We start from the raw sequence: 26,543 nt of genomic DNA, 5'->3' as shown, positions 1-26,543 counted from the left end.
CGCGTTCAGATTACTGTGCTTGAACGCGAAGTTCTGCAGATGAACGGCTACGATGACCCAATAAAGTTTTCACATCAGTAGCTTTTGGTTTAACTAATTTAAATAATGGCGCAAATGCATCAAAATTAGCTAGAATTTCTTGTGCACGAATACTGCCTGTTTCTTCAACGTGCTGACTGATAATGCCACGTAAGTGCTCTTGATGAATGGTTAGATCATCATTATCAATAGATAACATTTCGATAGACTCTTTATTTAAGCGAATATCTAAATCGTTTGCTTCATCAAGTACATAAGCGAAACCACCAGTCATACCTGCACCAAAGTTTACACCTACGTTGCCAAGTACGGTAACAACACCACCTGTCATGTATTCACAAGTATGATCACCTGTACCTTCAACAACAGCATGACAACCAGAGTTACGAACACCAAATCGTTCACCAGCGCGTCCACATGCGTATAATTTACCGCCTGTTGCACCATATAAACAGGTGTTACCCATAATCATGGTTTCGTGTGAAAGGTAAGCAACACCTTTTGGTGGTTTAACAGTTAACTTACCACCAGCCATGCCTTTACCTACATAGTCGTTTGCATCACCCGTTAATGAAAGCTCTAAACCGCCAGCATTCCATACACCAAAGCTTTGCCCAGCCGTACCTGATAAACTAATCTTAATTGGTGAGGCAGCCATACCTTGATCGCCATGATGACGAGCGATTTCACCAGATAAAGAGGCACCCACAGAGCGATCAGTATTTTGAATAGTAAATCTATATTCTCCACCTGTGCTATGTGCTATAGCATCTGAAGCTGCAGCTAACATTTCTTGGTTAAGCTTACCTTCGTCATACGCCACGTTATCTTCCGTTTTGTATTGAGCTGTATTAGGACCAGCAATAACAGGCGCAATAATTGGAGATAAGTCCAGTTTCTGCTGTTTAGCTGTAATGCCCGCTAAAGGTACTAATAAATCTGTTCTACCAATAATATCTGTTAAGCTTTCAACACCTAGTTTAGCTAAAATTTCACGTACGTCGTGTGCAATAAATTTAAAGTAATTCATTACTTGATCAGGTAAACCTTTAAAGAACTGCTCTCTAAGCACGTCATCTTGTGTTGCAACACCTGTTGCACAGTTATTTAAATGACATATACGTAAGAATTTACATCCTAACGTTATCATAGGAGCTGTACCGAAACCAAAGCTTTCAGCACCTAAAATAGCAGCTTTAACAATATCGATACCAGTTTTTAAACCGCCATCAACTTGTAAGCGTACTTTATGACGTAAACCATTTGAAACAAGTGATTGATGAGCTTCAGCTAAGCCTAGCTCCCACGGACAACCTGCATATTTTACAGAGGTTAATGGACTTGCAGCTGTACCACCGTCATAACCTGAAATAGTAATAAAGTCTGCGTAAGCTTTAGCTACACCAGAAGCAATAGTTCCAACACCTGGGCCAGATACTAACTTAACGGATACAACAGCTTTAGGGTTAACTTGTTTTAAATCGAAAATTAGCTGAGCTAAATCTTCAATTGAGTAAATATCATGATGCGGAGGAGGTGAGATTAATGTTACACCTGGAACCGAGAATCTTAATTTAGCAATTAATGGTGATACTTTATCACCAGGTAATTGACCACCTTCACCTGGTTTAGCACCTTGCGCTACTTTGATTTGTAGTACGTCAGCATTTACTAAGTAATGTGGAGTAACCCCAAAGCGACCTGAAGCGATTTGTTTGATACGTGAGTTTTTCACTGTACCAAAACGTCGTTCGTCTTCACCACCTTCACCTGAGTTTGAATAACCACCTAAGCGGTTCATTGCAATCGCTAAAGCTTCATGAGCTTCAGGACTTAATGCACCAATAGACATAGCAGCACTATCAAAACGTTTAAACATTTCGCTATCAGGTTCAACACGGCTAATATCAATACTTTGTGTATCATCTTTTAATGCAAGAAGATCACGTAACATAGCAACAGGGCGATTATTTACCGTATCGGCGTATATGCGATAATCAGAATATTCACCCGAACGAACTGCTTTTTGTAAAGTACTTACAACATCAGGGTTATACGCATGGTATTCACCATTATGTACATACTTTAATAAACCGCCATGAGGTAGTTTTTGATGTGGTAAAAATGCTTTACGGGCTAAGTTAATGTTGTCTTGTTCAATATCTTCAAAATCTGCACCTTGAAGACGACTAGGTAACTCAGGGAAACAAAGTTTCATGATGTTATCGTTTAAGCCGATAACTTCAAATAAACCTGCACAGCGGTAACTTGCTATCGTTGAAATACCCATTTTAGAGAGTATTTTTAACAAACCTTTGTCAATACCATTACGGTAGCTAACAACAGCTTCTCGAACTGGAAGATCAATTTGACCTTGTTCAACAAGTTGTTCAATAGTTTCATAAGCTAAGTATGGATAAATTGCTGTAGCGCCTAAACCAAGAAGTACAGCGAATTGATGTGAGTCACGTACAGAGCCTGTTTCAACAACCATATTAGAATCACAACGTAGTTGTTCATCTACTAAACGTTTTTGTACAGCACCTACAGCCATAGCCGCAGGAATAGGTAACTTACCTTTTGCAATTTTACGGTCAGATAATATTAAAATAACCGTGTTTTGGTTGCGTACTAAATCAACAGCTTCGTTACATACACGAATTATAGCAGCTTCTAAGCCTTCTGTTTGATCATAGTTTAAAGCTATTGTATGGCTTTTATAATGTTCAGGATCCAGTTCACGTAATTGCTTTAAACCTGTGTACATAAGGACCGGCGTTTCAAATAAAATACGGTCAGCATGACCTGTTGTTTCATTGAAAACGTTATGCTCGCGACCAATACATGTACCTAAAGACATAACGTAACGTTCACGTAATGGATCAATAGGAGGGTTTGTGACTTGCGCGAATTGTTGACGGAAATAATCATACAAAGAACGTGATTGACTAGATAATACAGCCATAGGTGTATCATCACCCATAGAACCCGTCGCTTCTTGACCATTTTCAGCCATTGTTTTAACTACTTGATGAATTTCTTCATAGCTATAGTTGAATAATTTATGGTATGTAGATATTTCTTTATCGTCAAAAGCACGTTTACCAATGAGATCACCCGCTAATTCACCAAATGGTACTAAGCGGCGAATATTACTATCTAACCATTCTCTGTATGGGTGACGTACTTTTAATTCATTATCGATCGCGGCAGAATTGAATACTTTACCTGTATAGGTATCTATAGCAAGCATTTCTCCAGGACCTACACGTCCTTTCTCTACCACTTCATCTTCGCCGTAATCCCAAATACCTACTTCAGAAGCTAGTGTAATGAAGCCATTACGTGTAATAACGTAACGAGCAGGACGTAAGCCATTTCTATCTAGGTTACAAGCAACATGACGACCGTTAGTCATAACAACCCCAGCAGGGCCGTCCCATGGTTCCATGTGCATTGAGTTAAATTCATAAAATGCTTTTAGGTCATCATCCATACAAGGGCTATTTTGCCACGCAGGAGGCATAAGCAAGCGCATTGCACGGTATAAATCCATGCCACCGGCTAAAAATAGCTCAAGCATGTTATCTAATGATGAAGAGTCAGAACCACTTTCATTAACAAATGGTGCAGCATCTTGTAAATCGGGTAACAAAGGTGATTGGAAGCGGTAGGTACGCGCGCGACTCCACTGTCTGTTACCTTTAATGGTATTAATTTCGCCATTGTGAGCTAAAAAGCGGAAAGGTTGCGCTAGATGCCACTGTGGAGATGTATTTGTAGAAAAACGTTGATGGAATACACAGATCGCGCTTTGTAAGCGAATATCAGCTAAGTCTAAGTAAAAATTTGGTAAATCTACAGGCATGACTAAGCCTTTGTAGATTATTACAGAGCAAGATAAGCTTGCAACATAAAAACGTTCATCAGTAATACGTTTTTCAGCACGACGACGCGCCATGTATAGACGACGCTCTAGATCGCGATTACGCCATCCTGGAGGAGCATCAACAAATACTTGTTCAATAGCCGGTAAATTTCCTGCAGCAATTTCACCTAAAATTGATTTATCAGTAGGAACCTCTCTCCAGCCAACTAATGTTAGTGTTTCTCTTGATAATTCTTCTTCGAAAATCCTTTTAGAAAGAGCAGCCTCGATTGGATCGGGATTTAAAAAGATCATCCCTACCGCGTACTTACGACCTAATTGCCAATTGTTTTCTTCGGCAATAGCGCGAAAAAATGAATCGGGTTTTTGCATTAATAAACCACAACCGTCGCCTGTTTTACCGTCGGCAGCGATGCCACCACGGTGTTGCATACGGTCTAAAGCATGAATAGCGGTTTTAATGAGCTTATGGCTCGTTTCACCATGTTGATGAGCGATTAAACCAAATCCACAATTGTCTTTTTGGAAGTTGGGATCATAAAGCTGCATGTTGTCTCTCCTAATTATTATATCGTCTTGGCAATACAGGAATTAAAAAAAAGAATAAAGTTATGTAAAAAATGCATAAACACCCTATTTTTTAGCCAAGAGGAACCCGCTAGATTAAACACTTTTTATAAAAAGGTCAATAAAAATAGAGTATTTGCTCGTAACTTACTTACATTTATGTATCTATATGAATATATTGTACTTTTATTTTATTTTTTTAGTTATTTATGGAGTGATAAGAAGGATAAATGAGCAGTTTGGTACATTTTTTAGTTATATTCTTCAATTGTATGTAAATTTATTACATAGTCGTTTTGGTTATAGGTTATAGCTTATATATTCAGTTTTTATTGGGCTTTTATTCACTTTAATTGAATGTATTGAATAAAAAGAAAGATGTTTATTTGTTGATGCAGAGTTAAGTTAATGTAATTTAAGATGATTTATGCTTTTTGATTTAAAGTAAGCAAAGTGGTTTTTTATTTAAAGAAACTACTTTGCTTTTCAACATAATTAAGCTTGGTAACCGTTTGGAATACCTTTAGTCGTAATGCTAACAGCATCATGAGCATGTAAAGATTCTAAATGGTTTATTTTCAGCCAAAAATCATCAATGTTAGTTGTTTGGTTCATCGCATGTTGTAATCGACGAGCTGCATCTTCACAAAACATTAAGTTTTGACCGTTTAAGCGAGCAAACTCTTGTTCGTCTTCACGTTTTACTGCAGCTTGTACAGGAGTTTTTAAGGCGCCTTCAACAAGATCGACTAAATATGTGATCGGAAATTCTTGTGATTCATTATTTAGTAGTACTTTAATTTCAGCAACAGAGCGTTGACTATGTGGTGTAGCAACAACACCTTCTGTTGTCCCTAACCAAGCATGTACGTCTTCTAAATCTATTTGCTCTTGTGAGCTAAATTTATCCGAAAATGCTTTTTGAATCAGCTGTCTAGCAAGTGCCGCAGAACATGGGCATGTAGATGAATATCTTATATCTATGCTTAACTCTACAGTTAGTTTACCTTTATTTACTCGACCTGTAATGGTAACCGGGTAGGCTTTCCAGCCTTGCTTGCCACTGATCAGTGACTTTCTACGCAAATGATAGTCAAAGTTGAATTGCACCTTGGCATTATCACTCAAATCTTGATGGCTACTGATAAAACCATCAAGTAGTGTGACTAAACTTTGATGATCCAGTACGCCATTATTCGATAAATCGTCTAATTGAAGGTATAAACGAGACATGTGTATACCTTTAGCTTTTGGCTCTTTAAGATTAACAAATGCGTCAACATGTGCCGAAACCATACGTTCCGATTCGTTTTTCGATGCGACTACAATAGGCATCTCGATATTGCTCATACCTACCCAATCTAAAGTACCTTCAGTTTGTGCTGTAGTGTGATTGGCAATATCAGGCATTGATGTTGGCATTTATACTCCGCTATTTATAGCTAAATGTTGTAATGGCTTATTATGTGGTTACTTAAGCATTAAAATTCAAGGCACAGAGTTTATCGTATTTTTAATATGGATAAAGAACTAAAAATTTATCGTGTAGAACAATAAGTAATAATGGAATACTGCGCCCATATCTAAATCGCGGCTATTCTGACGGAAAGCTCATTTAAAATCAATATTTATGCTGGTTATCGATGATAAAAGTAAATGTTCGTATAACTTTTTTTACTGGCTTGGTACAATAGTTTTTATTAAAAGTAGATCAAATAAAAAGGAATAAAAGTGAATCAAACTGAGCACTTAGATTTAAGTTTGTTACAAGGTTATATTGATAATTTAGGTAAATCTGTTGTTCAACAGATGCTAGATCTTTATATAGGTCAGTCCGCTATTTATATTGAAGAAATTTCAGATACAGTGGTTTCTGAAAAACAAAAGCTTTGGCAAGAGAGTTGCCATAAGATGAAAGGAGCTGCAGGAAGTGTAGGTCTGCTACTTGTACACAAGAAATTGGCTGCTATTGAGAAAAGTGAAGAAGTTGAAGCGACTAAAAAAATGTATTTAGAAGAATTAAATGAATTGAATACGAATGCTTACAATGAATTTAGAGAATGGTTAAGTAAAGCATCGTAGATGCTTTTAACCATTCTCTGATTTTAATTAATCAACGGTGCCAATGAATCTATATCCTTCACCATGAATGGTATTGATTAATTCAGTAGAACCTTCTATAGATTCAAAATGTTTACGAAGACGTCGGATTGTTACATCAACTGTTCGGTCATTAGAACGTAAATCTCGGCCTGTCATTTCTTTAATTAATTGTTGTCTTGTTACTATTTGACCTGCATTTTCAATGAGAAGGTGTAACGCTCTATATTCACCTCTTGGTATGGCAATAACATCACCCTTTGGCGAAGTCATTTTTCTTGAATTGCCATCTAGTGTCCATTGATTAAAGGTAATAACCGCATTGTCTGATTCAGAACTCGTACTTGAAATGCGACTTAAGATATTTCTAGCTCTTATAGTGAGTTCTCGTGGATTAAATGGTTTGGTTAAATAATCATCTGCACCAATTTCTAATCCAAGTATTTTATCTATATCGCTATCTCGGCCAGTTAAAAATATCAAGCCCATATCACGATTACTTGCTAATTCTCTAGCGAGTAGTAAGCCATTTTTCCCAGGGAGGTTTATATCCATAATAACGAGATTAATAGCATGCTGTTGTAGCTGTTGATCCATGCTTTCGCCATCTGTTGCTTCAGATACAAGATAACCTTCTGCTTCAAATAAATTTCGTAGGCTAAATCGTGTAACTTCTTCGTCTTCTACGATAAGTATATGAGTTTTTTGCATTTGATTTCGTCCAGGTTAATTCCACGTACTTATAGGTAATAAAAGCTATAAATCGAGAATCAGTATGTTTATTATTGGTTAACTAGCCGATTGTATATTATGTTATATAACCCTGAGCTAAAACACAATGCTGCTATAGGTGTATAAAATATAAAAATATATTTATATTGGCTAAGAAATAATCTAACCATCCTCTATACTATTTAAGTTAACACAAATTTTACATTTTGCATTAATTAGCTACATTAATATTAAGATATTTTTTAAATAAAAGTATTTATCTTATATGTCTAGTGTCGTTAAGTGTTTATTTTATCGTATTTTAATTACTTAATCTTAACGAGTGTATGCTCAATGCCATTAATAAAATATTTTGAGAAATATCAGGCTCCACATTTATATATTGTAAAACCTTTTTCGGAGAGTAAGCGTGATGTTTTACCGATAGTCTTTTGCATGATAGGTTCATATTTGAGAAAGCTGTTAGCCACAATGAAAACATGAGCATTATTACGTAAATATTGTTTGATACCACTTAAAAAACTTTCCGTAGCTTGATAATTAGTCGTAACGCCTTGATGAAAAGGAGGGTTTGACACAACAACGTCATATTTATTTTTTACTTCGGATAAGCTATTAGAAGCAAATACGTTACCGGATAAATTATTTAATTTTAGTGTTTTGTGTGATGATTCCAGTGCGAGCGCATTTACGTCTAATAAGTTGAGTTTTACCTCTGGATACTTTTTCCCGATAAAGTTTGCTATAACTCCTGCACCACAACCAAAATCTAGCATATCTCCGCTTTTAATTGTGGGTAGGTGTTCTAGTAACACTCGAGTACCTTTATCTAAACCTTTGTGGCTGAACACACCAGGTAATGCTGCAACTTTTATTTGGACTTTGTTTATATCAACGTCGTAATAACTATACCAGTCATCTAGTTTAAAAGGAGGGATAGTTGCGAGACTAGCAGCAAACAGCAAGCAGTGCCGCGCAGAATCAAATTTTTGACAATTAACTAAGGTTTTTTCAGCCACCTTTTCAAGTGATTTTATGCCACTTTTGTTTTCACCAACTATAATTATTTTCGTATTTGGCGTTGTTGCGTGAGCAATCATACTTAAAGTAAAGTTTAGCTCTGCTTTACTCTTGGGAAATGCGATAATAACTAAATCGTGTTTTTTTTCTGTTTGATAATTAGCTGAAAATGAACAGTGAATATTTTTGTTGTGTAGATGTAAGGAATAATCTTCAAAATTTGTGTTATAGCAAGAAAGACTAGCTTGAGGGAAATGCAATAAATATTCTTGAATAAAACCATCATGCTTTAGGTTGATAAATAAAGGTTGGATGGCCTCTAGGCTATTAATATTTCTTGATAAAATTTGGTTTACATTATTTGAAGACATACGGGTTCACTGATACGACTATATAATTATCGTGCATTCTACTGTAATCATTAGCCTGATCCTAATGGGTTGATCAATTGCTAATTGAAAAAAACATTTTATTTACATTTTTTTAACGTTAAAATAACATTATATTATTGATCGACAGTTATGGAGTAACTTATTTTTAGCAAATTAAAAGCATGGATGAAAGTACATTGGTTACAAAGTCATATGCGTCGGTCATTTTTAACCTACAGATTTTATAATCTCCCTTTATTTTTTGGTAATAAACCTATAGCAGATGTGTATCTGTCATTAAACGATCCGCATAGTTTTATGCTGGTGCAAGTGCTTGCAGATATCGAAAAGCGATTTAATTTAACGTTTAAATTATATTTAGTTGCAGAAACCACGCCGAGTTCTGAAGTAAATATACCCTTAGTAAAACAATGGGCGCTCAAAGATGCGAATTATATTGCCAGTAAATATGCTTTATCTAGCGTTAAATCATTCCCAACAGTAAAAGCGTTAGTAACAGGGCAGCAAACGTGGTTGTTAACTGTAAAAAACGTACAAGATGCGTTAACGGTTTTTAATGATACGTGGTTAGATAATTATACAGATCATTTTCCTTTATCGACTCCAGTGATCACTGCACAAATAAATAACCAGCGGAGGCTTTTTAGAAGAGGAAGCCATGCTACTGGTTCAATATTTTTTTGTGGCGAATGGTTTTTAGGAATAGATCGTTTAGAACACTTAGAGTTTCTTTTAAATGATAAGGGATTGTCTAAAGAAAATGAAACAGTTATCTATGACAAAAACACCTTACAATTATTTGATAATAAGTCAGTAAAGTCCTTAGAAACTACCCTTGAAGCTTATATTTCTATAAATAGTCCGTTTGCTTATATAGGATTAATACAAGCAAAGAAGTTAAGCGATAAATATCAAGTTCCTCTTGTGATAAAACCTTTAGTTCCTATGAGTATGAGAGGTGTTGTAATGCCAGAGTATAAGCAGCGATATATGCTGTTAGATGCTGCAAGAGAGGCAAAAAAATTAAATATTTCTTTTAAAGGTTATGTTAATCCACTCAAAGAAGGGGTTATAAACATATATAAAATTTTTGTGTTTGCAGAGAAAAACAATAAGTCGTACGAATTTATTGAAGCTGCTTTTGAAGCGGTATTCGTAGAAGAACTTGATTTATCTCTAGATAAAAATATAAAGAAAATTTGTGCTCAGGCCGGTATTAGTTATGAAGATGCTATCGAATATGGCAAAGATAACGACTGGCAACTATGGTCAGACAATAACCATCTTACATTAAATAATATGGGCTTATGGGGTGTTCCTTGTTTTAAATATAAGGAAGTAAGTTGTTGGGGACAGGATAGATTAGTGCAAATAGAAGATGCTATATTAGCGAGCTAGATGTAATCGTTTATTACGGGTAGTGAGTTGAATAACATTTCTAAAGAAGTCATGCACGTTGGTGAGATGGCAAGCGGTGCGCAATTAACCGTTCCAGTATATAGAATTAAAGGTCGTGAAGGTTTTCCTAGCGTGTATATTCAAGCCAATATGCATGGCGCTGAAGTTCAAGGCAATGCAGTTATATTTCAATTGCTTGAAATTTTAAAAGATACAAAAGTTAATGGTGACATCACCTTTGTTCCTTACGCAAACCCTGTAGGTTGTAATCATAAAAATGGTGAATATACGTTAGGCCGATTTGATCCTATTACGGGAGTGAATTGGAATCGCATGTATTATTTTGATGAAAGTATCATTGCTCCTTTTGTTGAACAATATAAAAATGCACAACCGTCTGATATTCAAGCCGCATTCAAACAACAACTTATCGATAGTATTGATAAAAAACTTCAAAACAACGAGTTTGGTCTTACAACAGGGCAAAGAATTGCTTACCAGTTACAGCAACTCGCCCATCAAGCAGATATTGTTTTAGATTTACATACAGGGCCCATTTCTAGTAAACACTTATATTGCCCTGAATATGCGCAAGAAAGTGCATCGTATTTTAATATTCCTCATACCATATTGATCCCAAATGTTTTTAGCGGCGCATTAGATGAGGCGACATTTTGTTCGTGGTGGACACTACAAGAAGCACTGAATAACGCAGGAAATACTTTTTCAATAAGCTCGAAAACGTGCGTTAAAGAAAGTTTTACTGTAGAGCTTGGTTCTCAAGAGCAAATAGATTTAGCGGAAGCTTATCAAGATGCCTTAAGTATTTTAACTTACCTACAAAGTAAAAATGTGATTGAAAATCCGTCATTAAAACCAGAAAGTATAAAACGTTACGCATGCTATTTAAAAGATTATAAAGCTTACTATTCTCCCATGGGAGGAATGGTCGATTATCTTGCTGAATTTGGAACACCATTACCAGCAGGAAAGCCTTTAGCTCAAATTTTACGTATGGATAATTACGGTGATGGTGAGCCGTTACATAAAATCACCTTAGATTACGATGTATTACCCATATTGCACTTTGCATCAGCAAGCGTAAATCAAGGTACTGAATTGTATAAAGTGTTTACTCGTTATTTTACTTTGTAAGTTAATTCATTCTGAACAGGTCTACCTATATCTATGATTAATAAAAATAAGATAACGATTGTATAATGGTTTTTATATTAACCTTACTCTCTTTAGTGGCGTTTGCTGCTAATTCAGTTCTTTGTCGCATAGCATTAGGCCAAGACTATATTGATCCCGCAGGGTTTACTATTATTCGCCTTTTATCTGGCAGCATTGCTCTTTACCTGATCTTGATTTTTCAGCAATATCGTCAAAAAGAAGAGAAAAGTACCGATAAACAAGGAAATGGAATTAGTTCTAAGTTGGCTAAAGGTAGCTGGTTAGGTAGTGTTTTGTTATTTGTTTATGCGCTTTCATTTTCTTATGCTTATGGATATTTAGATACTGGAACGGGGGCACTTATTTTGTTTGGTTCTGTTCAAATATGTATGGTTTTATCTGTTTTACTTACTAAGCATAAATTACTAAAAGCAGAATGGTGTGGTTTAGGCTTAGCTTGTATTGGCTTTATTTATCTTATTTATCCGGATTTAACGACACCTTCTTTGATTGGCTTTATTTTAATGATGTTATCTGGCATTGCTTGGGCGGGTTACACTTTAATCGGTAAGGGGTCAAAGTCTCCTCTAATGGATACTTGTTATAATTTTTTCCGTACTATCCCGTTTGTTCTTGTGTTGACGCTACTTACTATTTTTACTACAGAGTATTCTCATCGCGGTATTTTACTTGCTGTTTTATCTGGCGCTGTCATGTCGGGAATAGGATATGCTATTTGGTATAGTGCTTTAACAGGTTTAACAACAACTAAAGCTGCAGTACTTCAGCTTTTAGTACCCGTTATCGCAACTTTAGGTGGTGTTTTATTTATGAATGAAGTCATGACAACCCGCTTACAAATATCGACAATAATGGTGCTAGGAGGGATTGCCCTTGTTCTACTGAGTAAGCGGTTATACCAATCTCAATAATAAAATAGGTATAACTGATCATTCAATGTAGCAATGTAAGCTTGTGGAGTGTAATGACTAAAAAGTGATGTTAGCTTTGAGGTAAGCGATTAACTCTTTAAAATATTTCGCGGGCTTTTCTGCTTTTGCTTCTTTAGTTGCTTGACGTACTAGCTGACGAAGCTTTTGTCTTTCCATTGTAGGATGTTCAGCAAGTAAAGACTCGATAGATTCATTACCGCCCTCAATTAGCTCATTTCTTAGCGCTTCTAATCGAGTATGCTTAACCGCTTCTTGTTGATGTTTATTTGCCATAACATCCATAGCTTGATGAATAGGTTCCAGATCTGTTTCGGCCAATATTTTTGCAATATGCCGAATGTGTCTACGTAATGCCTCATGCTTGTTGAGAATTTTGTCTGCCAGAATCATAGCGTCTTTTAGCTCTTCAGTTAAGGGTAGACGACTACGTTGATGTTTAGACATTTCTACTAATTTTTGTCCAAAATCTTGTAATTTGTGCATTTCACGTTTTATTTCAGATTTACTTTTTAAATCTTCATCTAATTCGTCGATATCGTTAGCAGACTGGGGCATAATGTTTGTTAATATAATTGAAATTAGCAATAGTATACTACACCTAGGTAATCCAAAAATAGATAATCTACAAAATAGTAGGCAAGCTTATTGTAAGTATTTCATCAACCACTAAATATATTAGAGACTTAAATTTAACCATGACAGAATCAAACGGTATTATTAGCCAACTTGAACAAGTAAAAGATCGCGTATCTAAAGTATTAGAATTAGCTGAGTCACTCGGTGTTGATTCTGCTGAAGTTGCGATGAGCAGACAACAAGGCTTAAGTGTTGGTACTCGTATGGGCGAAGTAGAAACGGTCGAATTTACCAATGATGGTGCTTTAGGGCTAACAGTATATATTGGAGGCCGTAAAGGTAGCGCGTCAACTGCAGACCTTTCGGAAGGAGCATTACAGCAAGCTGTGCAAGCAGCGGTAAATATTGCTAAGTATACCTCTATTGATGATTGTTCTGGTTTAGCTGAAAAGTCTTTACTTGCCATGGAGCCAGAAAACTTAGATTTATATCACCCTAAAGCAATGAATACTGATCAAGCCATTGAAATAGCCAAGGCGTGTGAAGAAAGTGCATTAGCTTACGATAAGCGTATTACAAATTCAGATGGAGCAAGTTTAGATACATTTGAAGGTTTTAAAGTATATGGTAATACACATGGACAGCTAGTGGGGTATCCGAGTACTCGACACAGTTTAAGCTGCGTAATGATCGCTGGTGAAGGTGACGATATGCAACGTGATTACGCTTATACAGTGAATAGAAAGTTTGATCTGTTAGATGCTGCTGCAACCGTAGGTAAACAAGCTGCGATTGAAACATTATCAAGATTAAATCCACAAAAACTACCTACGGGTAAAGTGCCTGTAATGTTTAGAGCGGATATTGCTAATACTATTTTTGGCCACTTTATTGCAGCTATTAGCGGTGGTAACTTATATCGAAAATCGTCATTTTTGTTAGATTGTGTGGGTAAGTCGGTATTCCCTGATTTTTTAAATATCAGTGAACGACCTCATATTAAAGGGGCGTTAGCCAGTAGCTCGTTTGATAGTGAAGGTGTTAAAACTATTGATAGAGAAATTATTACTAAAGGCTGTTTAGAAACATATTTATTAACCACATATTCAGCTCGAAAACTTGGTTTAGAAACCACAGGGCATGCGGGAGGCATTCATAATTGGGTATTAAATGCCGAAGGCGAAGGTCGAGGTGGTAATTTTGATCAAATGTTGAAAAAGCTTGGTACAGGCTTTTTAGTTACTGAGCTTATGGGCCAAGGTGTGAATGTTGTAAATGGTGATTATTCGCGTGGTGCTGCAGGCTTTTGGGTAGAAAATGGCGAGATAGCTTTTCCTGTTTCTGAAGTGACGATAGCGGGTAACTTGCAAGATATGTTTAAAGGTTTAATCGCTGTAGGTGATGATGTTGATATGAGAGGAAGTATCCGTACAGGCTCTTTATTAATGAATGAAATGCAGGTTGCTGGAAATTAATTAATCCGAACTTGAGTGAATTAATACTCAATGACTTTTCATTATCATTAAAAACGCTCACTACTAAGGTAATGGGCGTTTTTTATAACTAACCTGAACTTTGGTTAACGGGTTTTATAATATTTTGATTTATAATAAATATTTATAAAAAGCACTTGGTATACCTTGAGTTTTTATAAGACAATTAAGCTCAGTGAGGAATTTAAGAGTATATCAAGGCGTGTTTGCGTATCAATAACAATAACTGGTTTATTGGAAGTAAAAACAACGCAGATAGGCGCTTAAATAGCGTTATTGAGTAAAGTAGCTTAACCAAAGTTCAGGTTAACTAAGTTAAAAGTAAGGTCGCTGTGCCTAAAAAGGCAAATATACCTACTACATCTGTTACTGTGGTTAATATTACGCTACCCGCTAAGGCAGGATCAATATTCATACGTTTAAGTAATAATGGTACTGATACGCCAGCTATTCCTGCTGCTGTCATATTCATTAACATAGCAAAGGCGATAACAGCACCTAAAGTAAAGTCTTGTTTCCATATAGCGACAACACTCGCAATGAGTAGCGCCCAAATGAGGCCATTAAGAAAACCAACAGCAAGCTCTTTTAATAATAAGGTTTTAGAGTTACTTTCACCGACATGTCCTAGTGCCATACCGCGTATGACAAGCGTTAATGTTTGATTTCCTGCAACTCCGCCCATACTAGGTACAAGAGAGTTAAGTACGGCTAAAATAGCAAGTTGTTCAAATAATCCTTCAAACATACTGGTAACGGCTACTGCGAGTAACGCCGTGATTAAGTTAACACCTAGCCAGATAGAACGTTGTTGCGTACTTTTTAATACGGGAGCGAAAGTATCGGCTTCGTCATCTAAACCCGCCATACTCATCATAGAGTGCTCAGCTTCTTCACGAATTATATCGATAACGTCATCTATAGTAATACGACCTAGTAAATGTCCGTTATCATCAATAACGGGTGCAGAAAACCAGTCATACCTTTCAAATAATTGAGCAACTTCATTTTCAGGCATGTTAACTGAAATCGCTTCTATGTCTTTGTCGATAAGGGTTGATGTTATAACATCTGGCTTTGCTGTTACTATTGCGGCTAGAGACACTGAACCGATAAATTTATCAGACCTGTCCACCACATAAAAAGAATCGGTAGACTCAGGTAGCTTACCTTTTAAACGTAAATACCTTAATACCACATCTACCGACACATCAGGACGAATGGTAATGGTGTCGGTATTCATAATACCGCCAGCAGTATCCTCCTCGTATGATAATGCTTGCTCCACACGACTTCTGTCTTGAGAGTCCATTGAGTTTAATACGCTTTGATAGGCGCTATCGGGTAATGTTCTTAGTACTTCCGCTAAATCATCTACATCCATGCCCTCAGCAACAGCTGCGAGCTTTTCAGGATGCATACTTTTTAGAATGCCTTTACGAACTTCTTCATTTAGTTCTTCTAGAACATCCCCATGATTGTCGGGATCGATAAGTTGCCATAAAACAGTACGACTTTTAGGAGGAGATGACTCTAAAATTAAAGCTAAGTCATAAGAGGGCATGTTTTGCAGTAACTTTCGAACGTAAACAAACATACCGCTACCGAGTGCGGCATTAACTTCTAGGAGTTTTTGTTGGTTATATTCTTGTTCTGCAATTTCTGGCATAAAACCCTTCATTTAGCTTCTTAGGCGGATTATGTTTACTTCATACTTTGAATTCTACTGAAAAAGAACTCGTAATAATTGATGTTGTGTTATATCAAGTTGAATCATAAATGGCTAAGTGGCCAATTAATTAACTTGGTATCATTTATGAGTAACGCTAAATAGTACACATTATCTGTATTGAGTATGACAATATTTGGGGGTACTTATGACAGTTAGTTTAACTTAACTTAATTGTTTTTTCAGCTTTTTTCTAGTGAATGTTGTGATAGAGAACTTACAACGCGGTTATTCTTCTTCGTCAAATTTGTCAGAAAACAATTGGCAAATACTTTTTATTGCTTCTTCCGCATCAACACCTTCCGTTACAACTGTAACGGTTTTACCTTGGCTACCAGCTAATAGCATTAACCCCATAATACTACTTGCATCAGCAGAGTTATCATCTAAAGAAACAGTTACTGAGGTATTAAATTTTTGACATAACTGTGCCAGTTTTGTTGCCGCGCGGGCATGTAAGCCAAGTTTATTAGTTATAACTAGGGTTTTTTCACATTTTTTCATGGGATAACCTTATATCTACGCCACCCTTAGGTACTTGCTATGGTGATGTCTCTGTGTCGTGATTGAACATCTTCGCGTTCTTTTCTTAAATTATTTGCTAGAAGCTCAGCTATGTAGACTGAACGGTGCTTTCCGCCAGTACAGCCAATAGCAATGGTAACATAACTTCGGTTGTTACGTTCTAAGTGAGGTAACCAGGTCATCATAAAACTATTAATCTGCCATATAAATTTAGTGACTATGGGTTGGCTTGATAAATAGTCTTTTACCGGTTGATCTAATCCTGTATAGGCTTTTAATTCTTTATCCCAAAAGGGATTAGGAAGAAAGCGTGCATCAAACACATAATCAGCATCTTGCGGTACGCCATGCTTAAAACCAAATGATTCAAATACAACCACCATAGAGCCAGACTTTTTACCCAAAATACGCTCTCTTACTAAATCTGCAAGTTGGTGAGGCGATAGTTGGCTGGTATTAATGTATAAACCTGTACGGGTAGATATTGGTTCTAATAATTTTTTTTCCAAGGCGATAGCCTGATCGAGAGCTATATTTTGCTTAATGAGAGGATGTAACCTTCTTGTTTCACTGAATCGTCTAATTAAATCACTGTCATCAGCATCTAGGTATAAAATATTTAAATCAACAGTACTAGGGAGATAGTCTAATATTTCAGAAACATCTTGAGGGTTGTTAGGTAAATTACGTACGTCAATGCTCACTGCGACATTTTCATAATCATTGATAACGGTATGTGTTAGTGCCGGTAGTAAATTAACTGGAATATTGTCGACACAATAATAACCTAGATCTTCTAACACTCTTAATGCGACAGACTTTCCTGAACCAGAACGTCCACTTACTATGATTAACTTCATTGAACTGTTCGTTCCTTTTTATAACGACTAATTTCTATTTTCTTGAATAAGATTATACAAAGCTTCATTGCTTTGGCATTTACGCACTTGTTTTGCTATTTGCTTATCACTGAATAGCTTAGCAATACTCTGCAAAGTGGTTAAATGTTCTTTACAAGCGTCTTCGGGAACGAATAACGCAATAAAAATATCAACAGGCTTGTTGTCGATTGCGTCAAAATCTACAGGTATATCGGTAGTTACAATAATTGCTACAACTGATTTTGCATTAGGTAAACGACCATGAGGAATAGCAATACCGTTGCCTATTCCTGTTGATCCTAGTTTTTCTCTTGCGATTAGGCTTTCGAGTAATTCGTATGCACTATGTTCAACAATTTTATCTGCTGCTATGGTACAAATTTTATCGAGAACGCGCTTTTTGCTAGAGCCAGATACTGCACAAAATGTGCAATCTGGCATTAAGATATCTTGCAAAGTCATAATTACTACTAAAGCCTGTTTTTTATAGGTTAATGGTGGGTTGTTTTGCCTTTGTGTTTTAATATTTGACGATCTAGTTTATCGATTAAAGCGTCAATTGAGGCATACATATCATGGTTTTCTGCTGTAGCATGTACTTCTGTTCCCTTTAAATGAACAGTAGATTCAGCTATTTGATTTGATTTTTCAATGGTTAACACAACATGAACATTATTGATCTGATCAAAATGACGTTCTAATTTTGAAAATTTCGTATTAACGTATTCGCGTAAAGAGTTTGTGATTTCTACATGATGACCAGTTAAATTGATTTGCATAAGTTAAACCCTCTTTTAGTGATATTTGAAAAATTAAATTAAACTTTTTCGTTGGTTTGATGGTGGAATGGACAACGATTCTCTATATTTTGCTACGGTTCGACGAGCCACTTGTATACCTTGCTCGGCGAGTATTTCTGCCATTTTATTATCACTTAATGGTTTGGCAGGAATTTCTGCGGCGACAAGTTTTTTGATAAGCTCTCTGATTGCTGTTGAGGAGCAATCGCCACCATTTTCGGTACTAACATGGCTGGAGAAGAAGTATTTAAGTTCAAATATACCTCTTGGTGTATGCATATATTTTTGTGTTGTTACACGTGAAATAGTAGATTCATGCATTTCAACGGCTTCGGCTATATCGTTTAAAACCATAGGTCGCATAGATTCAGGGCCATGCTCAAAAAAGCCTTGCTGGCGCTGAACAATACAATTAGACACTTTTAATAGTGTATCGTTTGTTGACTTCATGGTACGTGTCATTGCTGCATATTGTTGGTTAACAGACAACTTAGGCGCGGTATCTGGATTTAACTCAACAACCCAACGACCATTTTTCTTTTCAACGGATACGTCAGGAATAACATATTGATCGTCACTTTTAACTACGCTGTCACCAGGACGAGGATCTAATGATTGAATTAAGCGAAGGACTTCACGTAATTGATCTTCTTTTAAGCGTGTTTTACGCATTAACTGACGATAATCTCTACTACCTAGTAGATCGATATAATCTTTAACAACTTGCTTGGCTTCTTTTAACCAAGGCGTTGTTAGTTCAAATTGATTCAGTTGAATCAATAAACAATCAGAGACTGAACGAGCCCCTACACCTACAGGATCAAATACGTTAATTCTTTTTAGTACTGCTTGTATTTCATCGAGTTCAACACCTTCAATGCCAACACAGTCTAAAATATCTTCACAGGAAACGGTTAAATATCCAGATTCATCTATGGCTTCAATAATCGCTATTGCAATGGTTTTGTCTGTGTCACTAAAAGGTGTTAATTCCATTTGCCATAAAAGGTGATCTTGCAGCGAGTCTTTAGTTTCGCCTTGGTAGGTATAATCTTCAGAAGGAGAGCTAATGCTACCTGTGTTTGATACGCCAGCACTGTAGCTTTCGTCCCACGTAGTATCCATGTTTAACTCTTCAGGAATATCTGTGTTTCCCATGGCTTCTGTGGTTGTCATTTCATCTATAGTTGGGGAAGAGTCTTCAGTGCCGTCTGTTTTTTTTGAATCTATTTCTTTTGTCGCATTTGCGGAAAATGCATCTTCTAAATTATTGACTGATTCATCTTGGGTATTAGAAGGACTTTCATCAACTTCTAGCAAAGGATTACTCTCCAATGCCTCTTGAATTTCTTGTTGTAAATCCAACGTAGAGAGTTGCAACAGCTTGATGGCTTGTTGTAACTGCGGTGTCATCGTTAGATGTTGTCCGATACGGAGTTGTAAAGAAGGGCGCATCTACGTATTTTTTATCCTATTCATTAATAATACAAAACGATAAAACAATATAAATATTGTTGACTGCTTATAGATAACTATAGCGTAAATTGTTCACCAAGGTATACATCTCTTACATGCTGATTGGAAAGTATTTCTTCAGAGGTCCCTTCAGCGATCAGTTCACCATGACTTACAATATACGCATGCTCGCAAACATCGAGTGTTTCTCGAACATTATGGTCTGTAATTAATATACCTATACCACGTTGCTTTAAGTGAATAATAATTTTTTTTATGTCGCCAACAGAAATAGGATCTACGCCGGCAAACGGTTCATCTAATAATATAAATTTTGGGTCTGCGGCAAGTGCTCTGGCTATTTCGACTCTGCGGCGTTCACCACCAGATAAGCTCATACCTAAATTATCTTTAATATGACCAATATTAAATTCTTCCAATAAGTGCTCTAATCTTTCTTCTCGTTCGATTTCATTAAGGCCTTTTTGAGTTTGTAAGATGGCCATAATGTTATCGTATACACTTAGCTTTCTAAAAATTGAAGCTTCTTGTGGCAGATATCCAATACCTTTTCTAGCGCGTTCGTGCATAGGTAATAAGGTGACGTCTTCATCGTTAAGAACAATAGAGCCTTCATCGTTAGGAACAAGGCCGACTATCATATAAAAAGAAGTGGTTTTTCCTGCACCATTAGGCCCTAGTAAACCTACGATTTGACCAGCGTTGACCTTTAACCCTACATTTTTTACAACCTTACGACCTTTGTAAGATTTAGCTAAACCTTTTGCGATTAACGTTGAGGTAGTCATGACTTATTGAATGTCCTGAGATAAAGTGGGTTTTGTTTTTTCTTTGGGCTGAATAACTGTTTTTACTTTATCGTTTTTATTACTTTCAGCATTTACGTATTCTGTTTCTGAGTTATAGGTAATTTTACTACCGCTTACTTCGCTACCATCTTGTTTCAGTAACGCTTGCCCAGATATGGTTACGGTATTTAAAGACGGTTCATATCTGATTTCATTAGCTTGAAGATTAATAGGTTTACCGTCTTCTAATGTTTGTTCAAAGGTTGCAGGCTTACCTTTTGCTATATAGGTTTTTTCACCTGTTGTTGTGTCTGTAAGTACTTGCACTAAATCAGCTTTGATGATCAATGTACCTTGTTTAATAACAACATTATCGATGTAGCTGAATATTTTGTTTTTAAGATCAGCTGACTGACGGCTGGCGTCAATACTTAGCTCTTGATTTAAATCAATTTTTTTAGCTAAAGCACTCGTGCTTGCTAATGACGATAGTAAAAGCAGTAGTAAGCTACTTTTTAATTTTTTTGAAAATAGTTTGCACATGTTCGGTTAGTGTCATCTGTTTGGTGTTAATATCAACAATTAGCCCAGAGCCATACATAGTAAAGCCATTACCTAAAACGACGATAGCTTGTTCTGAACTAATAATATTTGTATTTAAATCTAATTCTATTGATTTACCATGAATTTCTTGTATCAAGCTATCAGGATCAGTAGCTTCTATTTTTACTCGGTTTTTTAAGCTTACACGGTTGTTCTTAAACAGTGTGCCTTCTTTTGAACTGACTTTCCATGGAACATTTTTATTTTCTGGATATATCGTTAAGCTTGGAAACTCAAAGTGTGTAACTTCTATATCTGAATAGTGCTCCATTCTTTGAGCATCAATTATATGGCTTAGCCCGCCTTTATTATTAAATGTGTTACTTTTTAACGATTCGGCAATAAAATCAGGTGTTAATTCAGTAGCAACATTTTCAGTTATTTGTTCTTTGGATTGCAACCACTCAACTAAGCCGTATGCAATACCAGCTAATAATAAAGCAAAAAAAGCTAAGCTATATAGCCGAGTCATATACTAGCGCCAGTTGCATGTTCAAGTGTCCCTTGAGTTTGCATAATTAAATCGCACACTTCTCGTACTGCACCAAAACCACCTTTGGTATAGGTGGTGTAATGAGCAAGTTGTAATATTTGAGGATGAGCATCATTTACGGCAATACTTAAGCCAACATAAGCCATACATTCATAGTCAGGCATGTCATCACCAATATAAGCGACTTGTTCAGGCGCACAATTCATTTGGGTTAATATTTCTTTTAATGCGGGTAATTTATTTTCTTGGCCCTGAATAATATATTTTACATTGAGAGCCGTCATTCTTGTTTGTACAATATTTGATTGTCGGCCAGTAATTACTGCAACATCAACTCCGCTTGCACCTAATGCTTTTATGCCATAACCGTCTTTGGTATGGAAAGCTTTTAGCTCTTCGCCATTATTTCCTAAATATATTCGTCCATCTGAAAATACCCCGTCGATATCACAAATAAAAAGTTTTATTTGTTTGGCTTTGTCTAGAATGATTTGTTCGACATGTCCGTAAAGTGTGTTCATTTATATGATCCCCGATTTCAGAAGGTCGTGCATATTCATCGCACCAATAGGAGTATTGTTTTCGTTAACAATAATAAGACCATTAATTTTTTTGTCTTCCATTATTTTTAATGCTTCAGCGGCTAGCATATCGGGAGGTGCGACTGTAGGATCCTTCGTCATTACACTTGTTATCTCATCTTGATGAATATCTACTTTTTGATCTAAGATTCTACGTAAATCGCCGTCAGTAAATAATCCAACCAATTTGTTGTCATCAACAATAGCCGTCATTCCTAAACCTTTTAATGACATTTCAACGAGTGCATCTTTAATTTTTGCCGTACTTTGTACTACCGGTACGCGCTCATTGCTATGCATTACATCAGATAATCGTAGTAATAATCTTTTACCTAAGCTACCACCAGGGTGAGATAATGCAAAATCGTCAGCAGTAAAACCTCTCGCGTTGAGTAAGGCTACAGCTAATGCATCTCCCATAACTAAAGTGGCAGTGGTACTTGATGTAGGCGTTAATCCTAAAGGACAAGCCTCTTGAGAAACTTTAATACAAATGTGAGTGTCAGCTATATCAGCTAACGTTGAATTTGCATTACCTGTCATGGCAATTAACTTGCTGCCCATGCGTTTAATTACGGGAACTATAGATAAAACTTCAGCGGTTTCGCCTGAGTTAGATATGGTTAACACAACATCATCTTGTCTGATCATGCCTAAATCACCATGACTTGCTTCACCAGGGTGAACAAAAAAAGCGGGTGTTCCTGTACTGGCTAATGTCGCTGCTATTTTCCCACCAATATGGCCAGATTTTCCCATACCAATAACAATAACTCGTCCTGTACAGTTAAACATTAACTGACAAGCTAATTCAAAATCATCGTTTATATATTGTTTAATATCTTCGATGGCTTGTTTTTCAATATCAATAACATTGAGAGCCAGTTGTTTAAATTGTTTCATGGATGTCGTCTCGTTAATTTATTTCAATGGCGAGAAAAGTAATATTTGATACGCAATGAAAATACCCAGTAAAAGTAAGCCTTTGAGACGAGTGATTCTGAAATTACCTAACTTACGAGTAAAACAAATAACAAAGAGCAGTAAAGTCACTCCTAACATAATAGGCGCATCACGCGTCGCTGCCTTTTCATCAATATCGCCCGGCGCTATCAATCCAGTTAATGATAATACAGCCAAGATGTTAAATATATTCGATCCTATGATATTACCTAAAGCTAAATCATCCTCTTTTTTAATGATACTAGCAATACTCGCTGCAAGTTCTGGCAAACTAGTACCAATAGCCACAATTGTTAAACCAATGACTAAGTCACTTATTCCAAAAGAGCGTGCAATAAACTCAGCTGAATCTATTAAATAAGAGGCGCTTAAAGGGAGGAGTATCATGCCAACAACTAACCAAAGTACAGACATGCCAGTGCTAACTGGTTCAGGAACATCACTTTCAGCACCTAAAATTAAAGGGTCATCTACTGGCGCTGTTTTAGCTCTTCTTAATGTAATAACCAGTAGTGCAATTATGTAGGCAAAAAAACCGATAATAAGAATTAAGCCTTCAGTAAAGCTAAAGTGATAATCTGACAGCATCCAATAGGCTAATGCTGTAACAGCTAAAATAAGTGGGATTTCACGTTTTACGGTGCTTGAAGAAACCGTTAATGGTTGAAGCAATGCCGTAATACCTAAAACAAGGGCTATGTTGGTTATGTTAGAGCCTATCGCATTGCCAATAGCTGTATTAGGATTGTCTTGTAGTGAAGCTGTTGCGGCAACCATCATTTCAGGAGCTGATGACCCCATGGCAACTATAGTTAAACCTATTATCATTGGAGAAATACCTAAATTTCTCGCAAGTGAAGAGGCACCAAATACAAATTTATCAGCACTCCATACCAAAACTACAAGTGCTACCAGTAAAATTAAAACTTGAATGAACATTAACGACTCCCATCAGTTAAGGTAAATTGTCGCTGGTTGAGGACAAAATAAAAAGAAGTTTTATCAAAACCTACAGAAAAATTTTAATTATGCTCATTGATTAATCAATTTTTAACTAAATAGCGAGGAATATGATGATAATAAAGCATGCATTTAAAAACTTAGCTAAGAGGTTCTTACAATTTCTTACACTTATAGACGTTTCCTAACGTTCTTTGAACACATTTAATCACTAATTTCTAATGAAGTATTTCACGTGCTGGGTTAGAATTCTTTCGTACTTAAACTAATTTACAGTGATGTCCTTTAATAATATGCCAGATAATCTTGTTGATATTAAAAATATGTCTTTTAAGCGTGATGAACGTGTAATTTATAATGACATTAGCTTATCCATTCCTAAGGGAAAAGTTACGGCTATCATGGGGCCAAGTGGAATTGGTAAAACAACTTTATTAAGATTGATTGGCGGGCAATTAAAACCGCAGTCAGGCAGTATTATGTTTAAAGGGCAAGATATACCAAAGCTTGCTCGCAATGACTTATATGAGTTACGTAAAAGCATGAGTATGCTTTTTCAAAGTGGTGCGCTTTTTACCGATATGTCTGTTTACGACAATATCGCTTTCCCTATTCGCGAACACACTAATTTATCTGAAAAACTGATCGAAAAAATAGTATTAATGAAGTTGGAAGCTGTTGGCTTACGCGGCGCTCGTCATTTGAACCCTAACGAATTATCAGGTGGCATGGCACGAAGAGCTGCTTTGGCGCGTGCTATAGCGTTAGATCCAGAATTAATACTTTATGACGAACCTTTTGCGGGTCAAGATCCTATCTCAATGGGAGTAATTGTTCGATTAATTAGCGCTTTAAATGATGCTTTAGGGCTAACTTCTGTGGTTGTTTCACATGATGTACCTGAAGTGATGAGTATTGCTGATTATATTTATATTATTGCCGAACAAAAAATTATTGGGCAAGGAACACCGGAAGAAATTTCAGCGCAAACGTCTCCTTTAGTTCAACAATTCATTAAAGGTGAATCAGATGGGCCCGTGCCATTTCATTATGCTGCACCTTCTTATCACGATGAATTAATAGGCAAAGGAGTTTGAAAATGAATTTTATTCAATTACTTGGCCGTAAAGTTATCAATCGATTAATTGGTTTGGGTAAAGCCATTATGTTGCTTGGTTCAGCTTTGGTTCATGTTCCTAATGTTAGAAAGGGAACACCATTATTGATTAACCAACTCTATGCGGTAGGAGTACAATCATTAATTATTGTGATGGTGTCGGGTTTATTTATTGGCATGGTGCTGGCTTTGCAAGGTTACACTATACTTGTTGGCTATGGTGCTGAAGCTAGCTTAGGGCCTATGGTGGCACTTTCTTTATTAAGAGAATTAGGTCCTGTAGTTGCGGCCCTTTTATTTGCGGGTAGAGCGGGGTCAGCTTTAACCGCTGAAATAGGCTTGATGAAAGCAACTGAACAGCTTTCTAGTTTAGAAATGATGGCTATTGATCCTTTAAGACGAGTGATAGCTCCAAGATTTTGGGCAGGTTTTATTAGTTTACCTTTATTAGCCGCTATTTTTTCAGCTGTTGGTATTTTAGGTGCACACCTTGTAGGTGTTGATTGGCTTGGTGTAGATGGCGGTACTTTTTGGTCTGTTATGCAATCACAAGTGGACTTTAGTAAAGACATTATGAACGGTGTTATAAAAAGTTTATGTTTTGCTTTTGTTGTAACATGGATTGCTGTTTATAAAGGGTATGAATGTATACCTACGTCAGAAGGTATAGCTAAAGCAACAACGCAAACCGTTGTACAGTCGTCATTACTCGTTTTAGCATTAGATTTTGTATTAACCGCATTAATGTTTACTAAGTAGTTTTCGTCATAGTATACATAACGTATTTAAATTTTATTATTGGTTGGTGAAAGACATGTTGTCTAAAAAAATTGAATTAATGGTTGGGCTTTTTGCAGCTCTTGGTATTGCCGCTTTATTGATGTTGTCATTAAAGGTTGCAGATAGTGGAATTTCAGGTAGTGGGGAAACTTACCAGCTGTATGCCAAGTTTGACAATATAGGTGGTTTAAAGGTTCGCTCACCTATAAAAGTAGGTGGTGTACTTGTTGGTCGAGTAAGTAATATTGCTTTAGATGCCCAAGATTACACACCCGTTGTTACGTTAGATATTGATGCCCAGTATAACAATTTTTCTGAAGCAACTTCCGTTTCTATTTTAACGGCTGGTTTATTAGGAGAGCAATATATTGGGTTATTACCTGGATTTATGGACGAATCAGTGGGCACATTACAATCAGGTGACTTTATTGAAGATACTAAACCTGCTTTAGTACTCGAAGAGCTTATTGGGCAGTTTTTATTCAGTCAAGGAAACGATTAACCTTAATAAG

25 protein-coding genes are annotated in these 26,543 nt (G+C 36.4%); 8 read left to right on the top strand and 17 right to left on the bottom strand.

The window, feature by feature from the left end:
• Nucleotides 1-10 precede the first annotated feature (10 nt).
• Together gltB and folE2 are read right to left on the bottom strand one after the other, a co-directional pair.
• Complete coding sequence (gene gltB / locus AC0L5Q_RS11960; protein WP_473608464.1) at nt 11-4,477, bottom strand: glutamate synthase large subunit; 4,467 nt, start codon at nt 4,475-4,477, stop codon at nt 11-13.
• Between the two features lie 513 nt (nt 4,478-4,990).
• Nucleotides 4,991-5,917, bottom strand: a complete 927-nt coding sequence (folE2, locus tag AC0L5Q_RS11955) for a GTP cyclohydrolase FolE2 (protein ID WP_473608461.1) — start codon at nt 5,915-5,917, stop codon at nt 4,991-4,993.
• A gap of 309 nt (nt 5,918-6,226) precedes the next feature.
• Between folE2 and AC0L5Q_RS11950 the strand changes: the two genes are divergently transcribed.
• Entirely contained in the window at nt 6,227-6,577 is a 351-nt protein-coding gene (locus AC0L5Q_RS11950) for an Hpt domain-containing protein (protein ID WP_473608457.1), read from the top strand.
• 27 nt (nt 6,578-6,604) lie between these two features.
• Here the strand turns inward: AC0L5Q_RS11950 and arcA are convergent, their stop codons facing one another.
• Nucleotides 6,605-7,306 carry a two-component system response regulator ArcA gene (arcA, locus tag AC0L5Q_RS11945; protein ID WP_473608455.1) on the bottom strand — a complete coding sequence of 234 codons (702 nt, stop codon included), beginning with the start codon at nt 7,304-7,306 and terminating at the stop codon, nt 6,605-6,607.
• 383 nt (nt 7,307-7,689) lie between these two features.
• Entirely contained in the window at nt 7,690-8,718 is a 1,029-nt protein-coding gene (locus AC0L5Q_RS11940; RefSeq protein ID WP_473608451.1) for a methyltransferase, read from the bottom strand.
• Between the two features lie 186 nt (nt 8,719-8,904).
• Here AC0L5Q_RS11940 and AC0L5Q_RS11935 point away from each other — a divergent pair, with 186 nt between their 5' ends.
• The 3 genes from AC0L5Q_RS11935 to AC0L5Q_RS11925 all read left to right on the top strand — a co-directional run bounded on the left by AC0L5Q_RS11935 (nt 8,905) and on the right by AC0L5Q_RS11925 (nt 12,245).
• Nucleotides 8,905-10,137 (top strand): DsbA family protein, encoded by a 1,233-nt coding sequence (locus AC0L5Q_RS11935; protein WP_473608448.1) that lies wholly within the window; start codon nt 8,905-8,907, stop codon nt 10,135-10,137.
• A 27-nt stretch (nt 10,138-10,164) separates the two neighbouring features.
• Nucleotides 10,165-11,292, top strand: a complete 1,128-nt coding sequence (locus AC0L5Q_RS11930; RefSeq protein WP_473608445.1) for a succinylglutamate desuccinylase/aspartoacylase family protein — start codon at nt 10,165-10,167, stop codon at nt 11,290-11,292.
• A 65-nt stretch (nt 11,293-11,357) separates the two neighbouring features.
• Nucleotides 11,358-12,245, top strand: a complete 888-nt coding sequence (locus tag AC0L5Q_RS11925; protein ID WP_473608442.1) for a DMT family transporter — start codon at nt 11,358-11,360, stop codon at nt 12,243-12,245.
• A 57-nt stretch (nt 12,246-12,302) separates the two neighbouring features.
• Here the strand turns inward: AC0L5Q_RS11925 and yjgA are convergent, their stop codons facing one another.
• Nucleotides 12,303-12,821: a ribosome biogenesis factor YjgA gene (gene yjgA, locus AC0L5Q_RS11920; RefSeq protein ID WP_473608438.1), complete on the bottom strand. Its 519-nt coding sequence runs from the start codon at nt 12,819-12,821 to the stop codon at nt 12,303-12,305.
• Between the two features lie 140 nt (nt 12,822-12,961).
• Here yjgA and pmbA point away from each other — a divergent pair, with 140 nt between their 5' ends.
• Nucleotides 12,962-14,317, top strand: coding sequence for a metalloprotease PmbA (gene pmbA, locus AC0L5Q_RS11915; RefSeq protein WP_473608434.1), 1,356 nt, complete (start codon nt 12,962-12,964; stop codon nt 14,315-14,317).
• Nucleotides 14,318-14,645: 328 nt separating this feature from the next.
• Here pmbA and mgtE read toward each other — a convergent pair whose 3' ends face one another.
• The 12 genes from mgtE to AC0L5Q_RS11855 form a co-directional block, all read right to left on the bottom strand.
• Complete coding sequence (gene mgtE / locus AC0L5Q_RS11910) at nt 14,646-16,004, bottom strand: magnesium transporter (protein ID WP_473618294.1); 1,359 nt, start codon at nt 16,002-16,004, stop codon at nt 14,646-14,648.
• Nucleotides 16,005-16,292: 288 nt separating this feature from the next.
• On the bottom strand, nt 16,293-16,568 hold the full coding sequence (locus AC0L5Q_RS11905) for an HPr family phosphocarrier protein (protein ID WP_473608430.1): 276 nt from the start codon (nt 16,566-16,568) through the stop codon (nt 16,293-16,295).
• 26 nt (nt 16,569-16,594) lie between these two features.
• On the bottom strand, nt 16,595-17,449 hold the full coding sequence (gene rapZ, locus AC0L5Q_RS11900) for an RNase adapter RapZ (protein WP_473608426.1): 855 nt from the start codon (nt 17,447-17,449) through the stop codon (nt 16,595-16,597).
• Nucleotides 17,450-17,476: 27 nt separating this feature from the next.
• Nucleotides 17,477-17,932: a PTS IIA-like nitrogen regulatory protein PtsN gene (gene ptsN, locus AC0L5Q_RS11895; protein WP_473608423.1), complete on the bottom strand. Its 456-nt coding sequence runs from the start codon at nt 17,930-17,932 to the stop codon at nt 17,477-17,479.
• Between the two features lie 29 nt (nt 17,933-17,961).
• Entirely contained in the window at nt 17,962-18,249 is a 288-nt protein-coding gene (gene hpf, locus AC0L5Q_RS11890; protein WP_473608420.1) for a ribosome hibernation promoting factor, read from the bottom strand.
• Between the two features lie 33 nt (nt 18,250-18,282).
• Nucleotides 18,283-19,725: an RNA polymerase factor sigma-54 gene (rpoN, locus tag AC0L5Q_RS11885; protein ID WP_473608416.1), complete on the bottom strand. Its 1,443-nt coding sequence runs from the start codon at nt 19,723-19,725 to the stop codon at nt 18,283-18,285.
• 77 nt (nt 19,726-19,802) lie between these two features.
• Complete coding sequence (gene lptB, locus AC0L5Q_RS11880; RefSeq protein ID WP_473608412.1) at nt 19,803-20,534, bottom strand: LPS export ABC transporter ATP-binding protein; 732 nt, start codon at nt 20,532-20,534, stop codon at nt 19,803-19,805.
• A gap of 3 nt (nt 20,535-20,537) precedes the next feature.
• Nucleotides 20,538-21,077, bottom strand: a complete 540-nt coding sequence (gene lptA / locus AC0L5Q_RS11875) for a lipopolysaccharide transport periplasmic protein LptA (protein ID WP_473608409.1) — start codon at nt 21,075-21,077, stop codon at nt 20,538-20,540.
• Entirely contained in the window at nt 21,043-21,609 is a 567-nt protein-coding gene (gene lptC, locus AC0L5Q_RS11870; protein WP_473608405.1) for an LPS export ABC transporter periplasmic protein LptC, read from the bottom strand. Before lptC ends, lptA begins: the two co-directional genes overlap by 35 nt.
• The gene (gene kdsC, locus AC0L5Q_RS11865; RefSeq protein WP_473608400.1) at nt 21,606-22,151 is read right to left on the bottom strand and encodes a 3-deoxy-manno-octulosonate-8-phosphatase KdsC; all 546 of its coding nucleotides are present in this window, start codon (nt 22,149-22,151) and stop codon (nt 21,606-21,608) included. Before kdsC ends, lptC begins: the two co-directional genes overlap by 4 nt.
• Entirely contained in the window at nt 22,152-23,006 is an 855-nt protein-coding gene (locus AC0L5Q_RS11860) for a KpsF/GutQ family sugar-phosphate isomerase (protein ID WP_473618293.1), read from the bottom strand. It lies immediately after the preceding gene.
• A 126-nt stretch (nt 23,007-23,132) separates the two neighbouring features.
• The gene (locus AC0L5Q_RS11855) at nt 23,133-24,113 is read right to left on the bottom strand and encodes a calcium/sodium antiporter (RefSeq protein WP_473608397.1); all 981 of its coding nucleotides are present in this window, start codon (nt 24,111-24,113) and stop codon (nt 23,133-23,135) included.
• Between the two features lie 314 nt (nt 24,114-24,427).
• Between AC0L5Q_RS11855 and mlaF the strand changes: the two genes are divergently transcribed.
• The 3 genes from mlaF to mlaD are packed head-to-tail and all read left to right on the top strand — an operon-like array spanning nt 24,428 to nt 26,533.
• Nucleotides 24,428-25,231 carry a phospholipid ABC transporter ATP-binding protein MlaF gene (mlaF, locus tag AC0L5Q_RS11850; protein ID WP_473608393.1) on the top strand — a complete coding sequence of 268 codons (804 nt, stop codon included), beginning with the start codon at nt 24,428-24,430 and terminating at the stop codon, nt 25,229-25,231.
• A 2-nt stretch (nt 25,232-25,233) separates the two neighbouring features.
• On the top strand, nt 25,234-26,010 hold the full coding sequence (gene mlaE / locus AC0L5Q_RS11845; protein ID WP_473608390.1) for a lipid asymmetry maintenance ABC transporter permease subunit MlaE: 777 nt from the start codon (nt 25,234-25,236) through the stop codon (nt 26,008-26,010).
• Between the two features lie 55 nt (nt 26,011-26,065).
• Nucleotides 26,066-26,533: an outer membrane lipid asymmetry maintenance protein MlaD gene (mlaD, locus tag AC0L5Q_RS11840; protein ID WP_473608387.1), complete on the top strand. Its 468-nt coding sequence runs from the start codon at nt 26,066-26,068 to the stop codon at nt 26,531-26,533.
• Nucleotides 26,534-26,543: the final 10 nt, after the last annotated feature.

Source organism: Pseudocolwellia sp. G5-9 (assembly GCF_055808995.1).
Note: the sequence above shows the minus strand (reverse complement) of the source record. Positions and strands in the feature narration are given on the sequence as shown.

What these genes read in the sequence shown, in the direction of transcription:
- gltB (WP_473608464.1), bottom strand. Translation starts at nt 4,477, where the DNA reads ATGCAGCTTTATGATCCCAACTTCCAAAAAGACAATTGTGGATTTGGT.
- folE2 (WP_473608461.1), bottom strand. Translation starts at nt 5,917, where the DNA reads ATGCCAACATCAATGCCTGATATTGCCAATCACACTACAGCACAAACT.
- arcA (WP_473608455.1), bottom strand. Translation starts at nt 7,306, where the DNA reads ATGCAAAAAACTCATATACTTATCGTAGAAGACGAAGAAGTTACACGA.
- AC0L5Q_RS11940 (WP_473608451.1), bottom strand. Translation starts at nt 8,718, where the DNA reads ATGTCTTCAAATAATGTAAACCAAATTTTATCAAGAAATATTAATAGC.
- AC0L5Q_RS11935 (WP_473608448.1), top strand. Translation starts at nt 8,905, where the DNA reads ATGAAAGTACATTGGTTACAAAGTCATATGCGTCGGTCATTTTTAACC.
- AC0L5Q_RS11925 (WP_473608442.1), top strand. Translation starts at nt 11,358, where the DNA reads ATGGTTTTTATATTAACCTTACTCTCTTTAGTGGCGTTTGCTGCTAAT.
- yjgA (WP_473608438.1), bottom strand. Translation starts at nt 12,821, where the DNA reads ATGCCCCAGTCTGCTAACGATATCGACGAATTAGATGAAGATTTAAAA.
- pmbA (WP_473608434.1), top strand. Translation starts at nt 12,962, where the DNA reads ATGACAGAATCAAACGGTATTATTAGCCAACTTGAACAAGTAAAAGAT.
- mgtE (WP_473618294.1), bottom strand. Translation starts at nt 16,004, where the DNA reads ATGCCAGAAATTGCAGAACAAGAATATAACCAACAAAAACTCCTAGAA.
- AC0L5Q_RS11905 (WP_473608430.1), bottom strand. Translation starts at nt 16,568, where the DNA reads ATGAAAAAATGTGAAAAAACCCTAGTTATAACTAATAAACTTGGCTTA.
- rapZ (WP_473608426.1), bottom strand. Translation starts at nt 17,449, where the DNA reads ATGAAGTTAATCATAGTAAGTGGACGTTCTGGTTCAGGAAAGTCTGTC.
- ptsN (WP_473608423.1), bottom strand. Translation starts at nt 17,932, where the DNA reads ATGACTTTGCAAGATATCTTAATGCCAGATTGCACATTTTGTGCAGTA.
- hpf (WP_473608420.1), bottom strand. Translation starts at nt 18,249, where the DNA reads ATGCAAATCAATTTAACTGGTCATCATGTAGAAATCACAAACTCTTTA.
- rpoN (WP_473608416.1), bottom strand. Translation starts at nt 19,725, where the DNA reads ATGCGCCCTTCTTTACAACTCCGTATCGGACAACATCTAACGATGACA.
- lptB (WP_473608412.1), bottom strand. Translation starts at nt 20,534, where the DNA reads ATGACTACCTCAACGTTAATCGCAAAAGGTTTAGCTAAATCTTACAAA.
- lptA (WP_473608409.1), bottom strand. Translation starts at nt 21,077, where the DNA reads ATGTGCAAACTATTTTCAAAAAAATTAAAAAGTAGCTTACTACTGCTT.
- lptC (WP_473608405.1), bottom strand. Translation starts at nt 21,609, where the DNA reads ATGACTCGGCTATATAGCTTAGCTTTTTTTGCTTTATTATTAGCTGGT.
- kdsC (WP_473608400.1), bottom strand. Translation starts at nt 22,151, where the DNA reads ATGAACACACTTTACGGACATGTCGAACAAATCATTCTAGACAAAGCC.
- AC0L5Q_RS11860 (WP_473618293.1), bottom strand. Translation starts at nt 23,006, where the DNA reads ATGTTTAACTGTACAGGACGAGTTATTGTTATTGGTATGGGAAAATCT.
- AC0L5Q_RS11855 (WP_473608397.1), bottom strand. Translation starts at nt 24,113, where the DNA reads ATGTTCATTCAAGTTTTAATTTTACTGGTAGCACTTGTAGTTTTGGTA.
- mlaF (WP_473608393.1), top strand. Translation starts at nt 24,428, where the DNA reads ATGCCAGATAATCTTGTTGATATTAAAAATATGTCTTTTAAGCGTGAT.
- mlaE (WP_473608390.1), top strand. Translation starts at nt 25,234, where the DNA reads ATGAATTTTATTCAATTACTTGGCCGTAAAGTTATCAATCGATTAATT.
- mlaD (WP_473608387.1), top strand. Translation starts at nt 26,066, where the DNA reads ATGTTGTCTAAAAAAATTGAATTAATGGTTGGGCTTTTTGCAGCTCTT.